Origin of the sequence: Sphingomonas sp. NPDC079357, from assembly GCF_044901155.1 — a bacterium.
Classification (GTDB): Bacteria; Pseudomonadota; Alphaproteobacteria; order Sphingomonadales; family Sphingomonadaceae; genus Sphingomonas.
Genome location: NZ_JBJDOM010000011.1, coordinates 39,698 through 63,181, shown reverse-complemented (window position 1 = coordinate 63,181; position 23,484 = coordinate 39,698). Strand labels below are relative to the sequence as shown.

General features: G+C 64.8%; 22 protein-coding genes. 17 read left to right on the top strand and 5 right to left on the bottom strand.

Annotated elements, in window-relative coordinates:
* The first annotated feature begins 67 nt into the window (after nt 1-67).
* The 10 genes from ACI2JO_RS19105 to ACI2JO_RS19060 all read left to right on the top strand — a co-directional run bounded on the left by ACI2JO_RS19105 (nt 68) and on the right by ACI2JO_RS19060 (nt 12,871).
* Complete coding sequence (locus ACI2JO_RS19105) at nt 68-2,101, top strand: copper resistance system multicopper oxidase (protein WP_404722172.1); 2,034 nt, start codon at nt 68-70, stop codon at nt 2,099-2,101.
* Entirely contained in the window at nt 2,098-3,390 is a 1,293-nt protein-coding gene (locus tag ACI2JO_RS19100) for a copper resistance protein B (protein ID WP_024310688.1), read from the top strand. Before ACI2JO_RS19105 ends, ACI2JO_RS19100 begins: the two co-directional genes overlap by 4 nt.
* Nucleotides 3,391-3,393: 3 nt before the next feature.
* Nucleotides 3,394-3,990 (top strand): cytochrome c, encoded by a 597-nt coding sequence (locus ACI2JO_RS19095; protein ID WP_017980781.1) that lies wholly within the window; start codon nt 3,394-3,396, stop codon nt 3,988-3,990.
* Between the two features lie 25 nt (nt 3,991-4,015).
* On the top strand, nt 4,016-4,753 hold the full coding sequence (locus ACI2JO_RS19090; RefSeq protein ID WP_017980780.1) for a PepSY domain-containing protein: 738 nt from the start codon (nt 4,016-4,018) through the stop codon (nt 4,751-4,753).
* 160 nt (nt 4,754-4,913) lie between these two features.
* Complete coding sequence (locus tag ACI2JO_RS19085) at nt 4,914-5,279, top strand: DUF305 domain-containing protein (protein ID WP_018251211.1); 366 nt, start codon at nt 4,914-4,916, stop codon at nt 5,277-5,279.
* A gap of 68 nt (nt 5,280-5,347) precedes the next feature.
* Nucleotides 5,348-5,800 (top strand): DUF411 domain-containing protein, encoded by a 453-nt coding sequence (locus ACI2JO_RS19080; protein ID WP_017980778.1) that lies wholly within the window; start codon nt 5,348-5,350, stop codon nt 5,798-5,800.
* Nucleotides 5,801-6,697: 897 nt separating this feature from the next.
* The gene (locus ACI2JO_RS19075; RefSeq protein ID WP_018251210.1) at nt 6,698-7,915 is read left to right on the top strand and encodes a TolC family protein; all 1,218 of its coding nucleotides are present in this window, start codon (nt 6,698-6,700) and stop codon (nt 7,913-7,915) included.
* Complete coding sequence (locus ACI2JO_RS19070; RefSeq protein ID WP_061780583.1) at nt 7,912-9,411, top strand: efflux RND transporter periplasmic adaptor subunit; 1,500 nt, start codon at nt 7,912-7,914, stop codon at nt 9,409-9,411. The genes ACI2JO_RS19075 and ACI2JO_RS19070 overlap by 4 nt, the downstream gene beginning before the upstream one ends.
* Nucleotides 9,408-12,545, top strand: a complete 3,138-nt coding sequence (locus ACI2JO_RS19065; protein WP_018251208.1) for an efflux RND transporter permease subunit — start codon at nt 9,408-9,410, stop codon at nt 12,543-12,545. Before ACI2JO_RS19070 ends, ACI2JO_RS19065 begins: the two co-directional genes overlap by 4 nt.
* Nucleotides 12,545-12,871, top strand: coding sequence for a copper-binding protein (locus ACI2JO_RS19060; RefSeq protein WP_017980774.1), 327 nt, complete (start codon nt 12,545-12,547; stop codon nt 12,869-12,871). Before ACI2JO_RS19065 ends, ACI2JO_RS19060 begins: the two co-directional genes overlap by 1 nt.
* A gap of 21 nt (nt 12,872-12,892) precedes the next feature.
* Here ACI2JO_RS19060 and ACI2JO_RS19055 read toward each other — a convergent pair whose 3' ends face one another.
* Complete coding sequence (locus ACI2JO_RS19055; RefSeq protein WP_017980773.1) at nt 12,893-13,660, bottom strand: glutaredoxin family protein; 768 nt, start codon at nt 13,658-13,660, stop codon at nt 12,893-12,895.
* Between the two features lie 63 nt (nt 13,661-13,723).
* Between ACI2JO_RS19055 and ACI2JO_RS19050 the strand changes: the two genes are divergently transcribed.
* A complete protein-coding gene (locus ACI2JO_RS19050) occupies nt 13,724-14,128 on the top strand; it encodes a MerR family DNA-binding protein (RefSeq protein ID WP_017980772.1) in 405 nt (134 codons plus the stop codon).
* On the opposite strand, the gene dmeF is transcribed toward ACI2JO_RS19050, so the two are convergent.
* The 3 genes from dmeF to ACI2JO_RS19035 form a co-directional block, all read right to left on the bottom strand.
* Nucleotides 14,125-15,069, bottom strand: a complete 945-nt coding sequence (gene dmeF, locus ACI2JO_RS19045) for a CDF family Co(II)/Ni(II) efflux transporter DmeF (protein ID WP_017980771.1) — start codon at nt 15,067-15,069, stop codon at nt 14,125-14,127. The two genes, ACI2JO_RS19050 and dmeF, sit on opposite strands and share 4 nt — an antisense overlap.
* A 10-nt stretch (nt 15,070-15,079) precedes the next feature.
* A complete protein-coding gene (locus ACI2JO_RS19040) occupies nt 15,080-15,355 on the bottom strand; it encodes a metal/formaldehyde-sensitive transcriptional repressor (protein WP_081609170.1) in 276 nt (91 codons plus the stop codon).
* A gap of 256 nt (nt 15,356-15,611) precedes the next feature.
* Entirely contained in the window at nt 15,612-16,250 is a 639-nt protein-coding gene (locus ACI2JO_RS19035) for a recombinase family protein (RefSeq protein WP_017980769.1), read from the bottom strand.
* A 478-nt stretch (nt 16,251-16,728) separates the two neighbouring features.
* Between ACI2JO_RS19035 and ACI2JO_RS19030 the strand changes: the two genes are divergently transcribed.
* Both ACI2JO_RS19030 and ACI2JO_RS19025 read left to right on the top strand, forming a co-directional pair.
* Nucleotides 16,729-16,947, top strand: a complete 219-nt coding sequence (locus ACI2JO_RS19030; RefSeq protein WP_404722171.1) for a hypothetical protein — start codon at nt 16,729-16,731, stop codon at nt 16,945-16,947.
* Nucleotides 16,948-17,129: 182 nt separating this feature from the next.
* Nucleotides 17,130-17,363, top strand: coding sequence for a hypothetical protein (locus ACI2JO_RS19025; RefSeq protein ID WP_404722170.1), 234 nt, complete (start codon nt 17,130-17,132; stop codon nt 17,361-17,363).
* Nucleotides 17,364-17,583: 220 nt separating this feature from the next.
* Here ACI2JO_RS19025 and ACI2JO_RS19020 read toward each other — a convergent pair whose 3' ends face one another.
* Entirely contained in the window at nt 17,584-18,531 is a 948-nt protein-coding gene (locus tag ACI2JO_RS19020; RefSeq protein WP_404722169.1) for a hypothetical protein, read from the bottom strand.
* Between the two features lie 206 nt (nt 18,532-18,737).
* On the opposite strand from ACI2JO_RS19020, the gene ACI2JO_RS19015 reads away from it, so the two are divergent.
* The 4 genes from ACI2JO_RS19015 to ACI2JO_RS19000 are packed head-to-tail and all read left to right on the top strand — an operon-like array spanning nt 18,738 to nt 23,393.
* A complete protein-coding gene (locus tag ACI2JO_RS19015; RefSeq protein WP_404722168.1) occupies nt 18,738-20,144 on the top strand; it encodes a TolC family protein in 1,407 nt (468 codons plus the stop codon).
* A complete protein-coding gene (locus ACI2JO_RS19010; protein ID WP_404722167.1) occupies nt 20,141-21,151 on the top strand; it encodes an HlyD family secretion protein in 1,011 nt (336 codons plus the stop codon). Before ACI2JO_RS19015 ends, ACI2JO_RS19010 begins: the two co-directional genes overlap by 4 nt.
* Complete coding sequence (locus tag ACI2JO_RS19005) at nt 21,148-22,269, top strand: ABC transporter permease (protein ID WP_404722166.1); 1,122 nt, start codon at nt 21,148-21,150, stop codon at nt 22,267-22,269. The genes ACI2JO_RS19010 and ACI2JO_RS19005 overlap by 4 nt, the downstream gene beginning before the upstream one ends.
* Complete coding sequence (locus ACI2JO_RS19000) at nt 22,269-23,393, top strand: ABC transporter permease (protein WP_404722165.1); 1,125 nt, start codon at nt 22,269-22,271, stop codon at nt 23,391-23,393. Before ACI2JO_RS19005 ends, ACI2JO_RS19000 begins: the two co-directional genes overlap by 1 nt.
* Nucleotides 23,394-23,484: the final 91 nt, after the last annotated feature.

The following is a 23,484-nucleotide window of genomic DNA, read 5'->3' as shown; positions in this document are numbered from 1 at the left end:
GGGATAGCGCCCTGAGCTGCGTATCAAGGCTAGAGGGACACTCCCGTTCGAGAGCCTTGAGGACCGTATGAGCCGCACTATCGATCGCCGCCAGATGCTTCGCGGCGCCGCCCTTGCTGGCGGTGGCATGGCGCTGACCGCCTATATGCCCGCGTGGGCGCAGCCTGTCTCGGGCGGGATCGTCAAACCGCTGCCGACCGTCTCGGGCACTGACATCGCGCTGACGATCGACAGTTTCAGACTTCCCGTCGACGGCAAGTCGACGCCCGCAATCGGCGTCAACGGCACGGTGCCGGCCCCTCTCATTCGCTTGAAGGAGGGGCAAAAGGTCCGCCTCTCCGTCACCAACAATCTCGACGAGGACAGTTCGATCCACTGGCATGGGCTGCTCGTGCCGTTCGCGATGGACGGCGTGCCCGGCATCAGCTTCCCCGGCATCAAGGCGCGCTCGACCTTCATCTACGAGTTCCCGATCATCCAGTCGGGCACCTACTGGTATCACAGCCATTCCGGCGAGCAGGAGCAGGGCGGACTTTACGGGCCGATCGTGATCGACCCGGCCGGTGCCGATCCGATCGCGTTCGACCGCGAGCATGTGATCGTGCTGTCCGACCACAGCCAGATGACCGGCGAGCAGATTTTCCGGAAGCTGAAGCAGATGGGCGGCGCCTATTTCAACTATCAGCGGCCGACCCTCGCGGGCTTGCTCGCGGGTCGGGAAATGCCGCTCAAGGACCGGATCGAGTGGGGAAAGATGCGAATGGACCCCGCCGACATCGCCGACGTCACCGGCTCGACCTATACCTTCCTGGTCAACGGCTATGGGCCGTATGACAACTGGACGGGGCTGTTCAAGCCGGGCGAGCGGGTCCGCTTGCGGATCATCAACGCCGCGGCGCAGACCAACTTCAACGTCCGCATCCCCGACCTGCCGATGACCGTCGTGCAGGCCGATGGGCAGAATATCCGTCCGGTGAAGATCGACGAGTTCCAGATCGGCGTTGCCGAGACGTTCGACGTGATCGTGACGCCCGAGGACCGGGCCTACAGCTTCGTCTCCGAGGCTATCGATCGCTCCGGCATGGGCCGGGCGACGCTCGCCCCGCGTGAGGGGATGGTCGCCCCGGTCCCGCCGCTTCGTCCGCGCACGCTGCTGACCATGACCGATATGGGCATGGACATGGGGAGCATGGGCGGGATGCAGGGCATGTCCGGCATGAAGGACGAGAGCCCGGTCGCCACGCGCGGGCCGGACCCCACCTTGATGCAGAACGCCTCGCGCAATCTTTGGAAGCTGACGGGCTGGAAGGGGCCGACCGATCACGGGACGGTCGCGGCAGGCGCAGCGATGGCGGGCATGTCCGGCATGTCGGGCATGGACCACAGCCAGATGGGCGGCGCTGTAATGCCCGGGATGGACCATAGCCAAATGGCAGCGGGCGGTGCTGGCATGGCCGGCATGGACCATAGTGCCATGTCGGGCGGATCGGGCCAGGCTGGCGGCATGGCCGGGATGGACCACGGGTCGGGTGGCGGCATGAACATGAACATGCGCGACCCGAAGAATGCGCCGGGCGTGAAGATGGGGCCGGGCGTGCAGACCATCTCCCCGATGCCGAAGGACCGTAGCGGTGAACCGCCCCAGGGTCTGGGGGGCCTGGATCACCGCGTCCTCACCTATCGCGACCTCGTTTCGCTCGCGCCCAACCCCGACGTGCGCGCGCCGTCGCGTCAGTTCGAGATCCATCTGACCGGTAACATGGAGCGCTACATGTGGGGCTTCGACGGGCAGAAGCTGAGCGATCCCGCCGACCCCATCCCGTTCCGCAAAGGCGAGCGGGCGCGGGTGACGTTGGTCAACGATACGATGATGCCGCACCCCATCCATCTCCACGGCCATTTCTTCGAGCTGGTGACGGGGCACGGCAATCATGCGCCGCGCAAGCACACCGTCAACGTGCCGCCTGGAGGCAAGATGACCTTTGATCTGACCGCCGATGCACCCGGCGATTGGGCGTTCCACTGTCACAATCTCTACCACATGACCGCAGGCATGATGCGCGTCGTCACCGTTCGCCCGTTCGCGGGAGAGGCGGCATGAACCGGCTGACCGCGGCGCTCGCCGCCACCACCATGCTCGGCATCGCCGGTCCTGTCGCCGCTCAGTCGATGCAGGGCATGGATCATTCGGCAATGCCGGGCATGACCATGCCGATGCCTGCGAAAAAGAAGCCGGTGGTGAAGCCCACGGCCAAAGGCAAGCCGGCCAAGACTAGGTCAGCTCCTGCGAGGCGACCATCAGCTTCGACGACGAAACGCCGCGCCGCGCCAACGGCCGGCATGAATGGTATGGATCACGGGACCATGCCGGGCATGGATCACTCGTCTATGCCCGGCATGGACCATGCGGCTCCGCAGGGCTCACAGCAGGGCATGGAAGCCATGCCGGGGATGCAGATGCCCGGAAACGGCCAAACGGTCCCTCAGGGCTCCCAGCAGCCGATGCAGGGCATGGACCATTCGGCGATGCCGGGGATGACCATGCCAGCCGACCAGCACAGCGGCCACGACATGCAGGGCATGTCGGGAATGGCCGGAATGCCAGGCATGGCGGCCGATGGGGTGCAGCAGACTGGCACCGCGCTTCCCGCAGGAAACGCCCCCGCCCCGCCCCTGCCGACCGACCATGCGGCCGACAGCGTTTACGGCGCGGACGCGATGGCGATGGGTCGCCATCACCTTCAGCAGCATCACGGCGGTCAAAACTTCAGCCAGGTGCTATTGAACCTCGCTGAGTATCAATTCCGCAACGGTCGTGACGGCTATCGCTGGGATGGCGAGGCGTGGTTCGGGGGTGACATCAACCGCCTCTTCATCAAGTCTGAGGGCGAGGGAGCCTTCCGCGAGGGCATCGAGAGCGCCGAGGTGCAGGCGCTCTATAGCCGGACCATTGGCCCTTATTTCAATCTACAAGCGGGTGTCCGCCAGGATTTGGGGCCGTCCCCGAAACGCACCTATGCGACCGTCGGGCTGGAGGGGCTGGCACCGGGCTTCTTCGAGCTAGAGGGCGCGGTATTCCTGTCCAACAAGGGCGACCTGCTAGGGCGGCTTGAGGGCTATTACGACCAGCGCATCACCCAGCGGCTGATCCTGCAACCGCGCGCCGAGCTCAATTTCGCTGCGCAGGACGTGCCGGAAAACCGGATCGGATCGGGCCTATCCAACGCCGAGCTTGGATTGCGGCTGCGTTATGAGATCCGGCGCGAGTTCGCCCCCTATGTCGGCGTGTCATGGGATCGCCGCTTCGGCGACACCGCCCGCTACGCGCGCGCCGATGGGGATCGCGCAACGTCCAAGAGCATCGTCGCCGGCGTTCGTGTCTGGTTCTGATCGATGGAGGAACAGATGGCTCAAGACGGCAGGCGCTCGATAAGGCAGCACTTCCCGAGCCTGCCGTTCGTAGGCGCCCTGGCGATCGTCCTGGCGCTGGGCGCAGCCGCGTTTATCTACCTTGGCGTGTATAACATCGCGGCCGACGAACCGCACACGCCGGCGGTCTATTCAATGCTCGAACGCCTGCGCGATCGGTCGATTGAGGCACGCGCGCGCGGCATAACACCCCCGGCCGATCTGGCATCGGCGCAGCGCGTGTCAGTCGGCGCGGGCCTTTACGGAGAAATGTGTTCCGGTTGCCATCTCGGCCCCGGCGTCGAGAAATCCGAGATGAGCCAGGGCCTCTATCCACAGGCGCCGGAACTCGCGCGCGCTCAAGATCTCACCCCCGCCCAGCAATTCTGGATCATCAAGCACGGGGTGAAGCTCAGCGCCATGCCGGCATGGGGCAAGACGCATCCCGACCCCCTAATTTGGAATATGGTCGCGTTCGTCCGCAAGCTCCCCGGCATGACGCCCGAACAGTATAAGGCACTGGTCGCGAGCGCCCCGGCCGATCACGACGAGATGATGAAGGACATGCCGGGTATGAAGTGACCCCGGCGACGAGGTTGAGGGAGGAGTGGTTCTGAAAAGCGCGAAACTGAGGCTGCATCTACTCGCGAGCCGCACGCACAAATGGCTCGCGATCATCATCGGCGCGCAGCTCCTGCTATGGTTCGCAAGCGGCGCCCTGATGAGCTTCCTGCCGATCGATCGGGTGCATGGCGATCACCTCGTTGACCGCAAAGCCGCGGCGCCCCTTCCCCGCGGCAGCACGTTCGCCCCACCATCGGCGATCGTAGGCGCAGCAGATGCGCCCATCGAGGCCATCACCTATCGCATGTGGCTTGGCCGCCCGGTCGCCGAGGTCGCGACAGCCAAGGGAACGCGCCTGTTCGACGCCGCGACGGGCCAAGCGCTGCCAGCACCAACGGCTCGTGAGGCCGAGGAGATCGCGCGTTTGGCATGGCGTGGCGGTGCTCGACCAGCGGCGAAGGTAGAGCGGATCGAGCGCGCCAGCCCCGAATATCGCGGCACGCTCCCCGCCTGGCGCGTCGCGTTCGCCGACCTCGATTCCACCCGCGTCTTTGTCGCGGCCGACACCGGTCGGATCTCGGCTGTCCGAACCGGCACTTGGCGGCTCTACGACTTCTTCTGGGGCCTTCACATCATGGATTGGACGAATCACGAGAACTTCAACACGCCCTGGCTGCTCGCCTTCGCGATCGGTGGGCTTGCGCTTTGGTTAGGGGGGGCAGTGCTTCTCTACATGCGATGGCCCAAAACGCGGCGTCGCAACATCGTGATCGAGGCATAATATACGCGGCTCAGGAGCGTAGCCCTCGGAAATAAAGTCCTGTTTCCTGACAATTTCTCGCGCGTTCTAGCACCCCGGGTGAGGGATAGCCGCCTCGCACGCGTAGAAGTCTTAGAACCCAGGGAGATCAATAATGCGCTTCGCACCAACATTCGCAGCTTTGGCGCTGCTCGCCACGCCCGCCCTCGCGCAGCAGAGCGGCGGAATGCAGGGCATGAACCACGGTCAGATGGCCGGCATGAACCACGACGACATGGCGGGCATGATGGCCGGCAATCCCTACGGCCAGGCCGAGATGGACATGCATCAGAAGATGATGGCGGCCAAGCAGGGCGACGCGGCCGAAATGTGGACGCGCAAGATGATCGAGCATCACCGAGGCGCCATCGCCATGTCGCGCGTTGCGGTGCGTGACGCGCGCGACGCCGAGACCAAGCGCATGGCGCAGATGACGATCACGAAACAGGAAAAGGATATTGCCGAGCTGCAGGCGTGGCTCAGCAAGCACGGCAAGCGCCCGCAATAAGGGAGCGCTGCCCCGCCCTGTCGATCCCCCTACCCCCCGGCAGGGCGGGGATTTCCTTTTAGGAGCTGATGATGAAGAATGGTGTTCGTGGCGCCGTCGCCGCCTTGCTAATGACCATCCCAGCGGTCGCATCGGCCGCGGCCGACATCGCCATGCACCGCGATCCGGGTTGCGGCTGTTGCGAGAAATGGGCGGCGCAGGTGCGTCAGCAGTTCGGCCGCAAGGTCCAGATCATCGACGATGATCGCCGTGAGGTGCTGCAGCGTAAGATCGGCCTGCCCGCTGACCTCGCGTCCTGCCATACCGCGATCATCGACGGCATGGCGTTTGAGGGACATGTCCCGATCGCGGACATGAAGCGCGCGCTGGCCCAGCATCCTAAAGGCGTGCGCGGCTTGGCCGTGGCCGGAATGCCGATGGGCTCACCGGGCATGGAGGTGCCCGGCATGAGAACCCAGCCCTATGACGTCATTGCGTTCGGTGCCGCTGGCCGGCGTGTCTTTGCTAGCCACGGCGCCTAAACGACAGGTTGTCTTGTGAGCGGCAAATCTTCCCCGGCGCTTCATGCCGGCACTACGGCACCCGGCAAACCACCCGTATTGACCTCGGCGTTGACAATTGGGATAGTATCCGGGTGTTGAAAGCTCGTCTTTCTCTCTTGCTTCTTGTTGGAGCGTTGCTTGGCCTTTTGGGCCAAGGAATTGCGTATGCGGCCGGCCCATCGCTCTCACCCAAGATGGCGATGAGCCATGTCACCCCATCCCGCATGGATTGCGCGGGTATGGCGACCCCGGATCCGTCATCGGAACACCCATGCAAAGGACTGACGCTGGCGTGTATCGCCCAAATGGGATGCGTTGTTCCCATGACGTTTGAGGAGCCGGCAAGAGTGCTGAAGCGCTCGATCGCATCTCAAATCGTTATCTGGCCTGCCAGCCGGGCACTTGCCGGCCTCAACGTCGCTCTCGAGCCCGAACCGCCTACCGTTTGATCGAGTCAAGCCGTGTCAGGCTGCAGCCGTTCGCCGGTTGCGGCTCTGCCGATTTTAAATCTCGATCAAATTGGAAAGTGACATGAAAACGTTCATCTTGGCGGTATTTGCCGCTAGCCTCGCCGCGTCGGCAGCGACGGCGGCCACATCTGAAAATAAAAGCAATGGTCATTGGGAGTGGCGTTCCAATTACCAGCCGGGCCCGCGGGCGCCGCTTCAAGCCCCACGTCGCGTATGGGTTACGGACGTTCCCCAGTCGAGCGCCTGCGTGTGCCCGATGATGGAACGCGGTCGCGACGCCTGCATGTCAATGAAGGGCGGCCAGTCAACTTAAGCTGGCGAGCCTGAACAGGTGCCGGGCTCCGATCAACCATTTGGAGCCCGGCCATCATTATGACATGAAGGGACTAGAGGGATGCGCGCATCCATGATGCTCGCGGTCGCCGCGCTCACGACGAGCGCCGCGCACGCGCAGACACTTACCTATGACCAAGCGCTGCGCGATGCGGTTGCCAACGCCCCGGGAGCGGTTGCCGGTCGCGCGGGGGTCAGCGCCGCCCAAGCCGATGCACGTGCGGCGGGAAGCCTTCCGGACCCCCGTGTGTCGATCGGAATCGAGAATTATCCTGTCTCTGGGCCACCCGCCTTCTCCCTATCCAGAGACGACATGACGATGGGGCGTGTCGGTTTCCAACAGGACCTACCCAACCTTGCCAAGCGTCATGCCGCGCAAGCGCAGGCACGCGCCGTGATCGCAACGGCAGAAGCATCGCAAGCGACCAAGCTCCGGGAGGTGCGATTGGGAGCGGGGCAGGCATGGATCGACCTTGCTTATGCCGAGCGTCGACTAGCTGCCCTCGACACCGTTCTGCTATTCCTTCGATCTCTCCCTTCCGCTGCGCGGGCCGCCGTGACGACCGGTTCGGTCCGCCCTGGTCAGACACTGACGACCGATCAGGAGATCGCGGCACTCGACGACCGCCGCGACGAGTTGATGGCCGCCGTTGCGCGCGCCCGCGCGATGCTGGCTCGCTGGACCGGCGTATCGGCGCCCGAGATTGCCGGCGATATGCCCGCGATCGATCTGGCTCCGGCGCGGCTGCGGGACGCGCTCAGCCTTCACTCCGACATGGTTCTCGCCGAGGCCGGTATTCAGCGCGCCCAGGCCGACGTGGATGCGGCGCGAGCGGAGAAGCGACCCGATTGGGGGGTAGAGGTAGCTTATCAACGCCGTGACCCCCGGTATGGCGACATGGTGTCGGCGGGAGTTTCGATGAGCCTGCCGCTGTTCGCTCGATCGCGTCAGAACCCGCGCATCGAAGCCCGCAAATCCGCACAGGCGCAGGCCGAGGCCGCGCGCGAAGAAACCCGGCGCACATTGGCAGCCGATCTGGAGGCCGCGCTGGCGGACCACCAAATGCATCACAGCCAATGGCAGCGCGCGCGCGACGTGCTCCTTCCGCTCGCTCGGAAGCGAGCCGATCTGGAGATAGCGAGCTACTCTGCCGGTCGCGCGAGTCTTGCGGATGCCATCGAAGCCAAGACCGCGCTCGCCGACGCCGAGCTGACCGTGCTCGACCGTGAGGCGCTCGTCGCCGCAGACTCTGTCCGCCTCACCATTACCTTCGGGAGCGCCGATCGATGAGCGACACTACCATTACCCGCGCCCGCCTTGTCACCGCGGTAAGCGCGCTGGTGCTGGTCGCAGGGGGCGTGGGCTTCGGGCTCGCGAAACTTGGCACGTCCTCGGCTGCCGATCAAACGGCATCCCCAGCCCCGCAGAAGAAGATCCTCTACTGGTATGATCCGATGATCCCGGGGGAGCGGCACGACGGCCCGGGTCTCTCGTCGATGGGGATGAAACTGATCCCCCGCTATGCCGACGAGGGCGCAGGCGGTAGCGCCGCACCGGGCGTAGCGATCGATCCGGCCAGCCTCCAGCGGCTCGGCGCGCGGATCGTCACGGTCGAACGCGGATCGTTGTCAAACTCGGCCTCGGCAACCGGCAGCATCGAGTTCAATGACCGCAACGTTGCGGTCGTGCAGGCACGCAGCGGCGGCTTCGTTCAGCGCGTCTATGCGCGCGCGCCAGGCGATGTCGTGCCGGCAGGCGCCCCGCTCGCCGATATCCTTGTGCCCGAATGGGCGGGCGCGCAGGCGGAGTATCTCGCCGTGCGCCGCACCGGGGATGCCGGGCTCACGCGGGCGGCACGAGAGCGCCTGTTGCTTCTCGGGATGCCCGCCGGATCGATTGCATCGGCGGAGTGGCGCGGCCGACCGCAAGGTGTGACGACGATCAGCACGCCCGTGGGGGGCGTCATCAAGACGCTCGGCGTCCGACAGGGGATGACGGTCGCGCAAGGACAGACACTGGCGGAGGTGAACGGCCTCGCCACCGTGTGGCTGAACGCGGCTGTCCCTGAGGCCCTCGCAGGAAACCTGCGGATCGGCACGCCCGTCATCGCCACGCTGGCGGCTTTCCCGGGCGAAAGCTTCAGGGGCCGCATCGCTGCGATCCTGCCCCAGGCCGAGGCAGCGAGCCGCACGCTCACAATCCGCGTCGAGCTCCCCAACCGTGCCGGCCGGTTGCGCCCCGGTATGTTCGCCAGCGTGGCGCTCGACCAGGGGAGCCGCGATGCACTCCTTGTTCCGAGTGAGGCCGTGATCCGGACCGGCCGGCGCACACTCGTCATGTTGGCAGGGCCGGGTGGACGCTTTCGACCCGCCGAGGTTCGCACTGGCGCAGAAGGCGGCGGCAAAACCGAGATAGTCGCCGGCCTGACCGAGGGTGAGAAGGTTGTCGCGTCGGGCCAGTTCCTGATCGACTCCGAAGCGAGCCTCGCTGGCCTCGATGCGCGTCCGATTGGTGTCGAAGCGTCACCCGCAACAAAGCCGGCCGTGAAACCCACCGCGTCGATCTACGAGACGGTCGGCAGCATCGAGGCGATCGATCGCAGTTCCGTCACCCTGTCCCATCAGCCCGTTCCGGCGATCGGCTGGCCGGCCATGACAATGACGTTCCGCGTCGCCGATCCCGCGTTGGTGCGTGGGTATCGCAAGGGTGAGCGGGTGCGGTTCGGCTTTGATCAACCCGCCGATGGTCCAACGCTGCGCCGCATGACGCGCGAGGCTGGGCGATGATTGCCGCGATCATCCGCTGGTCGGTCGCGAACCGCTTCCTCGTCGTCCTGGCGGCCATCGCGCTCGCCATGGCCGGGGTGTTCGCAATGCGTGCCACCCCCGTCGATGCGCTCCCCGACCTGTCCGACACGCAGGTCATCATCCGCACGAGCTGGCCGGGCCAAGCCCCGCAGATCGTCGAGAACCAGGTGACGTATCCGCTCACCACGACGATGCTGTCCGTGCCTGGCGCGAAAACCGTGCGCGGCTATTCGTTCTTCGGCGACAGCTACGTCTATGTCCTCTTCGAGGATGGGACCGACCTCTATTGGGCGCGCTCACGCGTGCTGGAGTATCTGAGCCAGGTGCAGGGACGGCTTCCCCAAGGCGCGCAGGCCGCGCTGGGTCCTGATGCGACGGGGGTCGGCTGGGTCTATGAATACACGCTGTTGGACCGCACCGGCCGCCGTGACCTGTCGCAGCTCCGATCCTTGCAGGACTGGTTCCTACGTTATGAACTGAAAACGCTGCCCGGCGTTGCGGAGGTGGCGAGCATCGGCGGAATGGTGAAGCAATATCAGGTGCTGCTCGACCCGACGCGGCTCGCCGCATTCGGTGTCACGCACACTCAGGCCGTCGATGCCATTCGCCGCGCCAATCAGGAGGCCGGCGGGTCCGTCCTCGAGCTGGGCGAAGCCGAATATATGGTGCGCGCGTCAGGTTACTTGCGCACCGTCGACGATTTCCGCGCGATCCCGCTCAAGGTCGCCGGTGCCGGCGTCCCCGTTACCTTGGGCGACGTCGCGTCGATCCAGATCGGCCCCGAGATGCGCCGCGGCATCGCCGAGCTGAACGGCGAAGGCGAGGTCGCGGGCGGAGTCGTCATCCTGCGTCAGGGCAAGAATGCACGGCAGACGATCGAAGCCGTCAAGGCCAAGCTCGCGGAACTGAAAGCGAGCCTTCCCCCCGGCGTCGAGATCGTCACCACCTATGACCGCTCGCAATTGATCGACCGCGCGGTGGAGAATTTGACGGGCAAGCTGATCGAGGAGTTCGTCGTCGTCGCGATCATCTGCGGGTTGTTTCTGTGGCATGTCCGGTCTGCGCTGGTCGCGATCGTCACCTTGCCTCTGGGGGTGCTCGCGGCCTTGCTCGTCATGCGTGTGCAGGGGGTGAACGCCAACATCATGTCTTTGGGCGGTATCGCCATCGCGATCGGCGCGATGGTCGATGCCGCGATCGTGATGATCGAGAACGCGCACAAGCGGATCGAGCGATGGGAACACGACCATCCGGGCGTGGCGCTGGCGGGCGAGGAACGCTGGCGCGTCATCACCGAGGCCGCGGCCGAGGTCGGGCCGGCGCTGTTCTTCAGCCTCGTCATCATCACGCTGTCGTTCGTGCCGGTGTTCACGCTCGAAGCGCAGGAGGGACGGCTGTTCGCCCCGCTCGCCTTCACCAAGAGCTATGCGATGGCGGCAGCGGCGATCCTGTCGGTAACGCTCGTGCCGGTCCTGATGGGATGGCTGATCCGGGGACGCATTCCGGCCGAGAACGACAACATTATCAACCGCGTGCTCACCCGTGCCTATCGCCCGGCGCTCGACCGCGTGTTGGCGCGGCCTTGGGCGGCGATCGGCATCGCCGCCCTGGTACTGGCGACGACGGCATGGCCGCTGACCCGATTGGGTGGCGAGTTCATCCCGACGATGGATGAGGGCGATCTGCTCTACATGCCGTCCGCGCTTCCCGGCCTTTCGGCCGCGAGCGCCTCGGCCCTGCTCCAGCGCACAGACCGGCTGATAAAAACCGTTCCCGAGGTCAAAACCGTGTTCGGCAAAGCCGGGCGCGCCGAGACCGCGACCGACCCGGCACCGCTCGAGATGTTCGAGACGACCATCCAATTCAAGCCGCGCGATCAATGGCGCGCGGGGATGACGCCGGCAAAGCTGGTGGAGGAGCTGGACCGCACAGTGCGCGTGCCCGGCCTCACGAACGTATGGGTGCCTCCGATCCGCAATCGGATCGATATGCTCGCGACCGGCATCAAGAGTCCCATCGGGGTGAAAGTGTCGGGGTCCAACCTCTCCGAGCTGGACCGCATCGCCGGCAGCATCGAACGTGTCGCCAGGACCGTGCCGGGCGTCAGCTCGGCATTGGCAGAACGGTTGACCGGAGGCCGCTATGTCGATGTCGATATCGATCGGGTGACCGCGGGGCGCTACGGTCTCAACATCGCCGATGTGCAGGAGATTGTGTCCGGCGCGATCGGCGGCGAGACGATCGGCCAGACGGTGGAGGGCCTTGCCCGCTACCCGATCAGCGTCCGCTACCCCCGCGAGCTGCGTGACAGTCTGGAGGGACTGCGAACTCTCCCAATCGTCACCGCATCGGGTCAGCAGATCACACTCGGCACCGTCGCATCCGTGTCGATCGCGGAAGGTCCACCGATGCTCAAGACGGAAAATGGTCGACTCTCGACATGGGTCTATGTCGACGTGCGCGGGCGCGACCTGGCCTCCACGGTCGCCGATCTGCGCCGTGCTGTTGGCAAAGATGTTCGGCTCAGCCCCGGCGTCTCGATCGCCTATTCCGGACAATTCGAGTATCTGCAGCGTGCCGAGGCTCGGTTGATGCTCGTCGTGCCGGCGACACTCGCGATCATCTTCCTTCTCCTCTACCTTACCTTCGGTCGCCTCGACGAGGCGGCGCTTATCATGGGCACACTGCCCTTCGCGCTGACCGGCGGCATCTGGACATTATGGCTGCTCGGCTATGCGCAATCGGTCGCCACAGGTGTCGGGTTCATCGCGCTCGCCGGCGTGTCGGCGGAGTTCGGCGTCGTCATGCTGATCTACCTGAAACACGCATTGGCCGAGCGCGGGCCGTCACCGTCGGGCGAGCAAGTATCGGAAGCGATCAGGGAGGGCGCGCTGTTGCGGGTACGTCCCAAGGCGATGACCGTCGCTGTCATCGTCGCCGGGCTGTTCCCCGTGCTGATCGGGCATGGCGCCGGATCGGAGGTGATGAGCCGGATCGCCGCGCCGATGATCGGTGGAATGCTGACCGCCCCTTTCCTCTCCATGTTCATCCTGCCAGCCGCCTACTTGCTCTTGCGGCGGCGAGCTTCAACCCGCCCCGAAAGGAAGATCTGATGAAAGCCACTTTCTCCATGCGCGCCGCATTCATGCTACTAGTCACGCCGATCGCAGCGAGCGCTCTTGCTCAAGGCAGCAGGCCGGCTGCATCGGCTGTAAAATCCGGCAGCGGATCGGGGACGATCACTGCCGTCGACGCGAAAGGTGGAACCGTAACCATCAAGCACGGCCCGATCCCGACGATCGGCTGGCCCGCAATGACGATGACCTTCCGGGCATCCCCCCCGACCCTGCTCAAGGGACTGCGGTCGGGGCAGCGGGTCGCATTCACCGCCAAGGCGAAGGGTATGACGGCAGAAGTTACGGCGATCAGCCCGCATTGACGACGCGTGCCGACCTTCGCGTCAGTGCGCCATCGCCAGCACGGGCGGCGCAGCGATCATCCACAGCGCCATCGCGACCATCATCAGGTTTTCGGTGAGCGAGATGAAGCCGAGCGGCACGTTGCTGTCCCCGCCCACGCACGCGCATTTCAGCTCACGCTTGTCGATGTAGACGGCCTTGAACACCGACACCGCGCCGATCGTACCGATAACGAGCGCGACGGGCACCGACAGCCAGGTCAACGCGCCGGCTGCCATCAGGACGCCCGCCGCTCCTTCCGCGTAGGGATAGACATAGGAATAGGGCACCCAGCGCTTCGCGAGCAGATCGTAGTTGAGGAACATGCTCGAGAAGCTCTCGACGTTCTGGAGCTTGAGCATCGCCAGAGCGCACATCGAGAACGCGATGAACCATTCACCCGCCCGCACCGTGAAGGGCGTGCCGAGTACCGCATAGCTGGCGGCGAGCGCCATCAGCGCCGTCATCGCGAACACGGCAATCACCGGGCGATAGGTGACGGCCTTGGGGTCGCGGACCATCTTGCCGAAGAAGCGGCGCAGATCGTCATAGCCGCCGACCCGCTCCCCGGCGATAAAGATCTGCGGGGTCGTCTTGACGCCGTGCTTCGCCTTGAAAGCGTCGGTTTCTTCCCGCGTCATCAGCCAATGGTCATCGACCGCATAGCCTTCCCGGCGCAGAAGATCCTTCGCCTTCAGCCCGAAAGGGCAGGTATGTTCCGGCATCACCATCCGGTAGATCGTCGCCTGTTTGGCGGGGGCGCTCGCCATGCCGCTTCTCCAATATCCTCGCCCCGCCTATATAGGGTCCGTACCATAGTACGGAGTCAAGGCATGACCGGCATGACGATCGCGGCGCTCGCGCGCGAGGGCGGCGTCGGCGTCGAAACGGTGCGCTACTATCAGCGTCGCGGTTTGCTGGACGAGCCAGACCGGCCGACCGGGGCTGGCGCCGGAGGCGGCATCCGGCGCTACGGCACCGATGACGCCCGCCGCCTTCGCTTCATCCGCTCGGCGCAGGCAGCCGGTTTCACGCTCGAGCAGATCGGTGAGCTTCTGGCGCTGGATGCGACCGACGATCGCGCCCGCGCGCGCCAGCTCGCGGGCGAGCGCATTGCCGAACTGGATGCGAAGATCGAGGAGCTTGAGCGGGTGCGCGCCTCGCTTCGCCGGCTCGCACATGAATGCGGGTCAGGAGCGGAGGGACCATGCCCGATCCTGACCGCCTTCGAGGGCTAGCGGCACTCGACGGTCAGGTGCGCGATTTCATGAACCGGTGCGAGGCGGGCGCGGATATCGTCGCCGGTCACGCCCTGCCCGCCTACGACGCTGACGATCGCGGCGTGGGCTTCCGGACCGACGCGCCAGACATGAAGATCGGTGATACGCGCGTCGCCTGGCGCCTCGACCAACTCGCGCACTTCCTCCTCTACATGATGATCGGTCGCATCGAGCAACACGGACGCCGTGTCGCGCATCAGCGTCCATGACCAGCGCGCGATGACGATCGCACCGACGATGCCCATCACCGGATCCATCCAGACCCAGCCGAGATAGCGGCCCGCCAGCAGCGCGGCGATGGCGAGAACCGAGGTGAGCGCGTCGGCCAGGACATGGACATAGGCGGAGCGCATGTTGTTGTCACCGCCATGCGCGCCGTGCGCATGCCCGTGCCCGTGATGGTGGTCATGCCCGTGATGATGGTCGTGCCCGTGATGGTGCCCGCCCGAGAGCAGGAAGGCGCAGGCGATGTTCACGCCCAGACCGACCACCGCGATGAGCGTCGCTTCCCCGAATGCGACCGTGATCGGCTGAAACAGGCGAAGGATGGACTCGACACCGATCCCGAGCGCGATCAGGCCCAGCACCATCGCCGACGCGAACCCGGCCAGGTCGCCGACCTTGCCCGTGCCGAAGCTATAGGCCCGGCTGGAGGCATGGCGCTTGGCATAGGCGTAAGCGGCCGCGGCGACCCCGAGCGCGCCCGCGTGTGTCGCCATGTGAAAGCCATCGGCGAGCAGCGCCATCGAGCCGGTCAGATAACCGGCGATGATCTCCACCACCATCATCCCGGCGGTAAGCGCCACGACCCACAGGGTCCGGCGGGCATTGTCGTCGTGCGCCGCGCCCAGGAATACATGGTCGTGCGTGAAGGCGTCGATTTCGGGCAAAGCCGCCATGAAAAGCGTCCTATTTGGCGTAGCGGCGGATCACCGCCAGCAGTTCTTCGGCACCTGCCGCCCGCTCGGCATCATCGAGGCCGGGCCGCGACACATGCGCTTCGAGGTGTTCGGCGATAATCTCGTCCATGAGGCCATTCACCGCCCCGCGCACGGCGGCAACCAGATGGAGCACGTCGGAACACGACGAGTCCGATTGAAGTGCTCGCTCGACCGCGCCGACTTGTCCGGCGATGCGACGAACGCGGGCGACCAGATCGACATTGGTTTGAGACAAATGTGACATAGGATACCCCCCTAGCCTATAGGCCAGTAAACAGCAAGTCGGTGTCAAAACCGTCAGGTTGTGACACCGGCCACCTCCGGCAGCGTTCTCAACGCCGTACAGGTGTCGAAATTCTGTGTCAGAACCGGAGGATGGGCTTGGCTATGCGGAGATGTCCCGCGGTGACGGCCGGCATCACGCTCCGCAGCCTAGCGCGATGCCCGATGAGCGATGCAATCTAAACCAGCATGATCGGCAGGTGGAACACGTACAAAACTCAGCCGCCCTGCTCGGGCTTAATCGCCCTCGAGCGGTGGAGTGCGGTCACGCGCTTGACATGAGCGATGCTGCATCCGGCGAGCTCCGCAGTTTTCGCGATGCTCATGCCCGCCTCCCTCAAACTTACGATGCGTCGATGGTGGGCGATATCCGGCTTGCGGCCGGTGTAACGCCCCGCCCTCTTCGCAACTTCGATGCCCTCGCGCTGCCGCTCGCGCCGCGTGTCGTAGTCGTCGCGCGCCGTCTGCAGCGCCACCCGCAGCAGCATGTCCTGCACCGCCTCCAGCACGATGCGCGCCACGCCCGCGCTGTCTGCCACCAGGTCGGACAGGTCCACGATCCCCGGCACTGCGAGGCGCGCCCCCCTGCCTCGGATCGTCTCCACCAGCAGCTCCGCCTCCGGCAGCGGCAGGCGGCTGATCCGATCGATCTTCTCGGCCACCACCACCTCGCCCGGCTGCAGGTCCGCCACCATGCGCAGGAGCTCCGGTCGGTCCGGCCGCGCGCCCGACGCCTTCTCCCGGTACACCGCCGCGACGTAGAAGCCGGCCGCCTTGGCGCCGGCCACGATGTTCTCCTGCCGCGTCAGGTCCTGATCGTCCGTGCTAACCCGCAGGTAGACGCGCGCTACCTTCACTCCGCTGCCTGCCACCTACTCATCACTCCTGCCCGGCGTTCTTGGGTATACCCAGATGAGCTATGGGCCAACTTGAGAGCTGCGGGCTTCGCGGAGCCGAGAACGGGTCGTGACCTGTTGCTCCTCCGGACCTGAACAGCTCTACCGGCTGTTCAGGTCCGGGCCATGCCGTGCGCCTGGGCTCCGGTCGCCTAAATCACCCGCGTTTCTGGGTGCTTTTGGCCAGCTTAAGGATCGCACTTGCTCACTAGCGATGCGCCCGGGAATGGAAAGTGGACGGCTGCTTGGCCGAACGCGACAGAGACCGCGCAGGAGGGTTAGCCTTTAATGTGCTCCTGCTGAGAAGAACGCCACTTGATCTTAACCGCGCGATGCGCATATTGACGGCATACCCGCTGGCAGGGTTCGCCTTGTCAGTTCAGAAGCCGCCGAGGTCTAGGCTTTCGGCGGCTTCTGCATATCTAGCCGTTGGAGATCCATGGCCGTTCAGCGTACCTATGTCTATGTCGACGGCTTTAACGTGTACTATCGAGCGCTTCGTGGCACTCCGCACAAATGGTTGAACATCGAAGCGCTGGTGCAAGCGCTACTCGGCCCAGATAATCGGATTGACATGATCCGCTACTTTACAGCGCCGGTCAGCGGAAAGCTGGATCCGGACCAGCCGATCCGACAGGATCGCTATCTCGAGCACTGAGGACGCTGCCCAACCTTACAGTTCACTTAGGCAACTTCATCAGCAAACCAAAGGTTCGTCCGCTTGAAACGCCGCTGGCGGACGGCACAACACACGTTCGCGTCATCAACACGGTGGAGAAAGGCTCAGACGTCAATTTTGCTACCTATCTCGTCCATGACGCTTGGCAGGATCTATACGACGTGGCAGTTGTGCTGACACAGGACACTGATCTTTGTGAGCCGCTGCGCATCGTTCGACGTGAGATTGGCAAGGAGATTGGGCTTGTCTGGCTGGACGGCTCGAGACCTGGAAAGATGGCGAACGATGCGAGCTTTGTGCGCCATGTCACCCCTGCCCGCTTAGCCGCAGCGCAATTCCCCTTCCAGATGGTCGGTGCAAACGGGAAAGTGATCAACAAACCTGCCGCGTGGTAGAAGGTCAAGAGCGCTCGAAGAGCAAGATCAGGCGCTTTAGCGACAACACAGATTATGTACAGAATTGGGTGATTAGAGCCGGCAGCATGCCGTTCCCGTCAAGGGAGCCGTGTGGACACAGGTTGCCCCCCTGGCGTCAGTTAGATCGTGAACTCACTAGCTGAGCGTAAGCTCTGTACGAGTTGCGTCTTCATCATACCGATCTTTGCCCGTACGACTTCTACCGAGCCGACGGGATCAGAACGGTGCCTGCATCGGTGTTGAAAGTTGCGCTATCTGGCAACGTGGTAGGATTCGAGGGATAACGGCGGCCATCAAAACGCAACCGGACTGCATGCCCCGAAGCGCCCCCACCAGATACTGCTACGCCCAGATCGTGCAGGCCGTGGCTCCGCGAGGACAATAATCTGATCGGCAACTGGGTGACAGCCGTACGCCCAATAGTATCGTAACCCTTCCCTTTCGCCCTTAGGACGCCCATCGAACATCCACCGCTGCCGCAATATTCAGGGCCAGACGCATAAGCGACGATGTCCTGCTTTCCGTCTTCGTCCAGGTCGACAAAGGCCGCCTCGTAGGTCACGTGATCGCCTTCGAACAGCGTCTTGATCGCTGTGCGCGCGAGCGGCGTCTCCATCGGCGAAGTGGCAGTCGATATCGGCGCAGCGCTGTTCGCGATCATTGTTCGAATGTCGGCAGGTTTGCGAATGTGCGATCCCGGTGTCTTGTAGACCGACAGAGCGCCATTAGTCCAAAGTCCGACTTCGACTGCTTTGTGCGTCTGGTCGAGCAGGAGATAGGCAGCCTCAGACCCTCCCTCATGCGGCCGGTTTCCCGAGGTGAACAGCACCGTTCCATCGCGCTGGAGCGGCGCAGCCGTCTCGAAGTTATGCCGCAAGGTCTGTAGCCCCGCCTCCCCAATCAAGGCGCGGAGATCATCGACGAATGCACTTTTTGTGAAAAGACCGATCTGCAACGGATATTGACCAACCTTCGAGTCAAGCAATGCCCACGCAACGTCCGGCTCTGCGTGCCGTTCGCCCCTGGCGGACGCCTCAGCCGTGTGCCGAGCGCTGGTCACGTCGTGTTGATCCTGAACCGAGGTTCGCTCACAAGATGCCAGAACCAGTACCACTGCCGCGACCAGAAGCCGTTCGAAGGGGCTCATATTGTTACCTGTTCTGTCTACCGATCCTGACATTCAGCCTCTAGCAGGCCGACGATCGCATCGAAAGTTGTCAGCGACGTTTGGTGTCGACGTGGATGGCTGATCGTCGCCAACTGCGCCGCGGATTATGGATGGCGATCTCCGCCATCTACATTCTCGCGCCTTATGGCCCGGCTTGCGGGCAGGAGCCGAGCGGCGATCAAACGGTGCCGCTCGATTTTGCTGCCGCTTCTGCGCGTTTCGATGGTCGATCCTCGGCTCTGAGCGGTGCCAATCATGCAGCGCGGGCAGCGCGCGAGACGGAGGCGGCCGTTCGGGCCCTGCACCGCCCGATCGTTACCGCGTCGGCACAGCTCCTCGAATATCAGAAAACCCTGTCGCTCGACCTCACCGGCCCGAAACAGGACGCGCTCGGTGACACGCAACAATATCTTGCCGACCTCCCCTCGACGCTGCCGCCTGGCTTTCAGGACATCGCCGCGGCGATCACCGGCAGGTTGTCGCGAGCCTTGCCGCAACTGTTCTCGGCCATCCCCGACAGTCTCTCCTATCGCTACCGGGACACGGTCGTACGCCCGACCGTGCAGGCGGTTCTGCCGATCTACACGGGAGGGGCGATCCCGGCGGTGCAGCGAGCCGCGTCGGCAGGCGTGTCGCTCGCCGAAGCCAGGTCAGATCAGGTCCGTGATGCAGCGCACATCAACCTCATCCGGGTGTATTTCGGCCAATTGGCGGCGCGTGCGCTGGAAGCGTCAGCGCGCCAGTCCCGTGATGCGCTTGCAAGCCTTTATAGCGACGCGCGCAAGTTCGAGGCCGAGGGTGTGATCGCGCATGCGCGGACGCTCGAAGCCCAGGTTGCGCGAGACACGGCGGAGCGCGCGCTCGACCGCGCGGTGTTGGCACATCAGACCGCACGCGAGGAACTGGCTGACACACTCGATGTCAACGCGGTGCAGCCCACCACCCCTCTGTTCGTGCGCTCCCAACCGCTGGCGCCTGTCTCGGCCTTTCTCGGCCATCAAGATCGCCTTCCCTCGTCGCGCGAGGCCGATGCGGCCGGCGAAGTGGCCGCATCGGGTGTCGACCTCGCGCGGGCGCGATACAGGCCGCAGGTCTTCGCCTTCGGAGAGTACAACCTCAACCGCAGCGACGCGCTGCCCACTGAACCCGATTGGGTGGTCGGGATTGGAGCACGCATCACGCTGCTGTCCAACGTCGATCGTGGACACACGCTGGCGGCGGCACGTGCCAATCAGGCGGCAGCGACAGATGCCGCCCGGGAGGCGCGCAAGACGGCAACGAACGTCACGCGTCGCGCCTGGGACCTGGCGGAAAGCGCACGACGCTCGTTCCTGCTGCTCGACAGCTCGATAGCAGCGGCTAGCGAGAACCTGCGGGTGCAGCGGGTAGCGTTCGCGGAAGGTGAAGCCACCATGACGGTGGTACTCGGTGCAGAGGCAGCGCTTTCGACCGCCCGCACCCAGCGGATCGCAGCCGCGTATGAATATGATCTCGCGCTCGCCGGTCTGCTTGCCTCGGCAGGCGAGCTCGACCGCTTCTCCGACTATCTGAGGCAAGCTGATATCCACGTCATGCCGGAGCAATCCCGATGAGCGAGCCGGCTGTGCAACCGGAACATTCGCGCCGGCGTAAGCGCATCCTTCTGTACATGGGCCTGGCGCTCGTCTCCGTGCTTCTGGCGGTCGGCTTATGGCTCGCGGCGCAACCCGCGGCCCCGCCACTTCAGGGCGAGGTCGATGCGGCTTCGGTCAATGTTGCGACCAAGGCGCTCGCACGGCTGGAAACGGTTCGCGTCCGCGAAGGCGACCGGGTCCGCGCCGGCGCGGTGCTCGCAACGCTGTCCAGCCCTGAAATCGCGAATGGACAACAGCAGGCGGAGGCGGCGCTGGACAGCGCGCGGGCGGCGCAGACGCTTGCCGATGAAGGCGTGCGACCCGAGGATCTGACCTCCCTCAAGGCAACGTGGCAGGCAGCCCAGGCAGCAGCCGATCTCGCCGCCAAGACCAGCATGCGCGCGGACCATCTCTACGCCGAGGGCGTCATCGCCGCGCAGCGGCGCGATGAGGCGCATGCCGCGCGTCAAAGCAGCGCGAAAACGGCCGAGGCGGCGAAAGCACAATATCTGAAGGCCGCGGCCGGTGTTCGTCCGGCGGCCCGGGAAGTCGCGGCCGCGCAGGTCCGCATCGCCGCTGCTGGCGCGGCAACGGCCGACGCACTCGGGCAAGAAACCCGGCTCGTCTCGCCGATCGCTGGCGAGGTCGCGCGCCGTCTTGTCGAGCCGGGCGAGCTGGTCAGTCCGGTACTGCCAGCCTTTCAGGTCATCGATGTCGATCACCCGTATGTCACGATCAACCTCCCGGAAAGCCAGTACAACGGCATAGCAGTCGGACGGCGGTTGACGGGCCGCGTTCCCGCGCTCGATCGCTCGGTTGCCTTCCGTGTCCAGCACATCGCCCCGCAAGGAGAGTTCGCGACGTTCAGGGCCGATCGCCAGTCGCGCGGCTACGACGTGCGCGCGTTCGAGGTGAAGCTCGAACCCGTGCAGCCGGTGCCAGCCTTACGGCCGGGGATGAGCGTCCTGTTCGACTGGCCGCAATGAGCCTGTCCGCCGGCTTGCGCGTCGAGATCGGCCGACTGGCGCGCTCCCGCCTCGATCTGGCGCTGCTCACGCTGCTGCCAGCGGTTCTGCTCGCGTCGATGGCAGCGATGATCTTTCCAGGTTCGCTTCATAGCCTCAAGGTCGTCGTCGTCGATCGCGATGGTGGCACACTCGCGCGCGCAATCGTGCGCACGATCGAAGCCTCCCCAAGGCTCAAGCTGGCCGGGGTAACGCCACAGATCGGCGTCGCGCTTTCGGCAATTCGCCGCGAACAGGCGCAAGCGGTCCTGGTCATTCCATCGGGCGTCGGCACAGCTGGCACAGAACACCAGCCGATCGAGAGCCTCTACCAGGCACAGTTCCTCGCTGCGGGCTCGCTTGCTTCGACCGATCTGGAACTGGCCACGGCCGCGGCGCTCGGCACGAATTCCACAAGCGCAACGCATCTTGCCGGGCTCGACCAGGTGCCGCGTCTGGCGCCTGGTATCCACGTGCGCCTGCTCGGCAACCCGACGCTCAGTCTGGAATGGTATCTGGGACTGCTGCTCGGCCCCGGCGTGCTTCACCTGCTGATCGCCGTCACCGCGATCGGCTCGGCCGGCCTCTTGTTGGAGGGCAAGTCGTTCGAGACCTTCGCAGGCGCCACGGCCGCGCCGGCGATGTGGATCATCGGCCGGATGATGCCGCACGTCGCCGCAGGCACCTTGTGGGGAACTGCCTGGTTCCTCTGGCTGACCCTCGCACGCGGGTATAGGCTTGAAGGTAGCTTGTGGGTCGTCCTCGTTGGTCTGTTCCTGCTGTTCGTGGCGACGGTTGCGATCGGCCTGTTCCTGTTGGCCGTTACGCGGGAGACAGCCACGGCGCTTTCGGGTGCGGTCATCATCGCCGGATCGGCGCTGGCCTATTCGGGCGCATCGCTTCCGATCAACGGCGCGCCCTGGGTTGCGCAGGCCTGGAATGCGGTTCTGCCGCTCACCCACTATCTGCGCCTGCAGATGGACGAAGCGATGGGAGCGGCACTCCGCCCTGCCTTCATCGAGGCGGGGTGGCTGTTGGTTTATCCGCTCGGCCCAGGCCTGCTCGCCCTGTTCCTGATGAGCCGTGAGCGGCGCCGATGATGGCCCGTCTGCTCCACGCCTTTGAAGCCACGTGGTTCGAGGTCCTGCAAGCGCGCGAGCTCGTGTCGCTGGCGGTCATTTCGGTGCTATTCTACGCCTTCTACTACCCTGCACCCTATTCGCAGCAGCAGGCGCTGGCCCTGCCGATGGTCGTCGTCGACCGCGACCGTACACCGCTATCCCGGGCCGTGATCCGGCATCTGGGCGAGACGCCCACCGTTCGGATCGTCGCGCTGGTGCCCGACATCATGGCGGCGCGTGAAGAAGTGCGCCAAAGACGTGCCGACGGCATTCTCTACCTGTCGAAAGGTCTTGGCGGAGCGGCACTGAAGGGGCGGCCCGGGGCGGGGGCGGCCTTGATCGTCAACGGGACGTACTTCGTGCGTGCTGAAGGGATCGCCCGCGCGCTAGGGGATGTCGTGAGAGAGCAGGCGGTTGAAGTGACTGGGTCACTTACCGCTCGTCGCAGTCGGTCCGGCGCGACAATCGTCATGCAGCCGCTGTTCAACACCACCGGTGGTTATCGCGACTACGTGTTCCCGGCGATCGCCAACATCATACTTCAGCAAACGTTGCTCTTCGCGTCGGCGCGGCTGATCGCTGAACGACGTCGGCGTGGTGATTGGCAGCGCGACCGGGCAACTGCCCTCGGCACCTGGATAGCGATGACACTGATCGGCATCTTCGCCGGCCTGTTCGTGTTCGGGTTCGCGTTCTGGGTGCAGGACGTGCCACGCACCGGCAATGTGCCCGGCCTGCTGCTCGCCCTTCCTGTGTTCGCGGCCACGGTAGCGGCTCTCGGACTGGTCGCGGGAAGCCTGTTCCGCAGCGGCGACGATACGTTGAAGCTCCTGATGCCGACCTCGGTGCCGCTCGTCTTCCTGGCCGGGTTTGCATGGCCGCTCGATGAGATGCCGGGCTGGCTGGCGGCGATCGCCTGGTTGTCACCGGCTACGGCCGCCATGCACCTGTTCATTCGCTTCAACCAGATGGGTGCTTCGATCGCTGAAGCCGCCACCCCGCTGTTGGTCCTGATCGGGTTGATGATCGGGTACGGGGCGATCTGGTGCTTCGGTCGATCGCATGCCGGATGCGAGGATCCGACCAGCGATGCGGCAGGCTGATCGGTTGCATGTTGTTTCACAGCCGATGAGTTTGGATACCGCCCCGCCACGAAACACAGGCGACGGAGCGGTACCAATTGCCGAAATACGC

Bases quoted from the DNA above. Each gene is read 5' to 3' on its own strand.
- dmeF (WP_017980771.1), bottom strand. From the start codon at position 15,069: ATGGCGGCTTTGCCCGAAATCGACGCCTTCACGCACGACCATGTATTC.
- ACI2JO_RS19065 (WP_018251208.1), top strand. From the start codon at position 9,408: ATGATTGCCGCGATCATCCGCTGGTCGGTCGCGAACCGCTTCCTCGTC.
- ACI2JO_RS19095 (WP_017980781.1), top strand. From the start codon at position 3,394: ATGGAGGAACAGATGGCTCAAGACGGCAGGCGCTCGATAAGGCAGCAC.
- ACI2JO_RS19050 (WP_017980772.1), top strand. From the start codon at position 13,724: ATGACCGGCATGACGATCGCGGCGCTCGCGCGCGAGGGCGGCGTCGGC.
- ACI2JO_RS19030 (WP_404722171.1), top strand. From the start codon at position 16,729: ATGGCCGTTCAGCGTACCTATGTCTATGTCGACGGCTTTAACGTGTAC.
- ACI2JO_RS19020 (WP_404722169.1), bottom strand. From the start codon at position 18,531: ATGAGCCCCTTCGAACGGCTTCTGGTCGCGGCAGTGGTACTGGTTCTG.
- ACI2JO_RS19040 (WP_081609170.1), bottom strand. From the start codon at position 15,355: ATGTCACATTTGTCTCAAACCAATGTCGATCTGGTCGCCCGCGTTCGT.
- ACI2JO_RS19005 (WP_404722166.1), top strand. From the start codon at position 21,148: ATGAGCCTGTCCGCCGGCTTGCGCGTCGAGATCGGCCGACTGGCGCGC.
- ACI2JO_RS19070 (WP_061780583.1), top strand. From the start codon at position 7,912: ATGAGCGACACTACCATTACCCGCGCCCGCCTTGTCACCGCGGTAAGC.
- ACI2JO_RS19000 (WP_404722165.1), top strand. From the start codon at position 22,269: ATGGCCCGTCTGCTCCACGCCTTTGAAGCCACGTGGTTCGAGGTCCTG.
- ACI2JO_RS19105 (WP_404722172.1), top strand. From the start codon at position 68: ATGAGCCGCACTATCGATCGCCGCCAGATGCTTCGCGGCGCCGCCCTT.
- ACI2JO_RS19075 (WP_018251210.1), top strand. From the start codon at position 6,698: ATGATGCTCGCGGTCGCCGCGCTCACGACGAGCGCCGCGCACGCGCAG.
- ACI2JO_RS19100 (WP_024310688.1), top strand. From the start codon at position 2,098: ATGAACCGGCTGACCGCGGCGCTCGCCGCCACCACCATGCTCGGCATC.
- ACI2JO_RS19080 (WP_017980778.1), top strand. From the start codon at position 5,348: ATGATGAAGAATGGTGTTCGTGGCGCCGTCGCCGCCTTGCTAATGACC.
- ACI2JO_RS19060 (WP_017980774.1), top strand. From the start codon at position 12,545: ATGAAAGCCACTTTCTCCATGCGCGCCGCATTCATGCTACTAGTCACG.
- ACI2JO_RS19055 (WP_017980773.1), bottom strand. From the start codon at position 13,660: ATGGCGAGCGCCCCCGCCAAACAGGCGACGATCTACCGGATGGTGATG.
- ACI2JO_RS19010 (WP_404722167.1), top strand. From the start codon at position 20,141: ATGAGCGAGCCGGCTGTGCAACCGGAACATTCGCGCCGGCGTAAGCGC.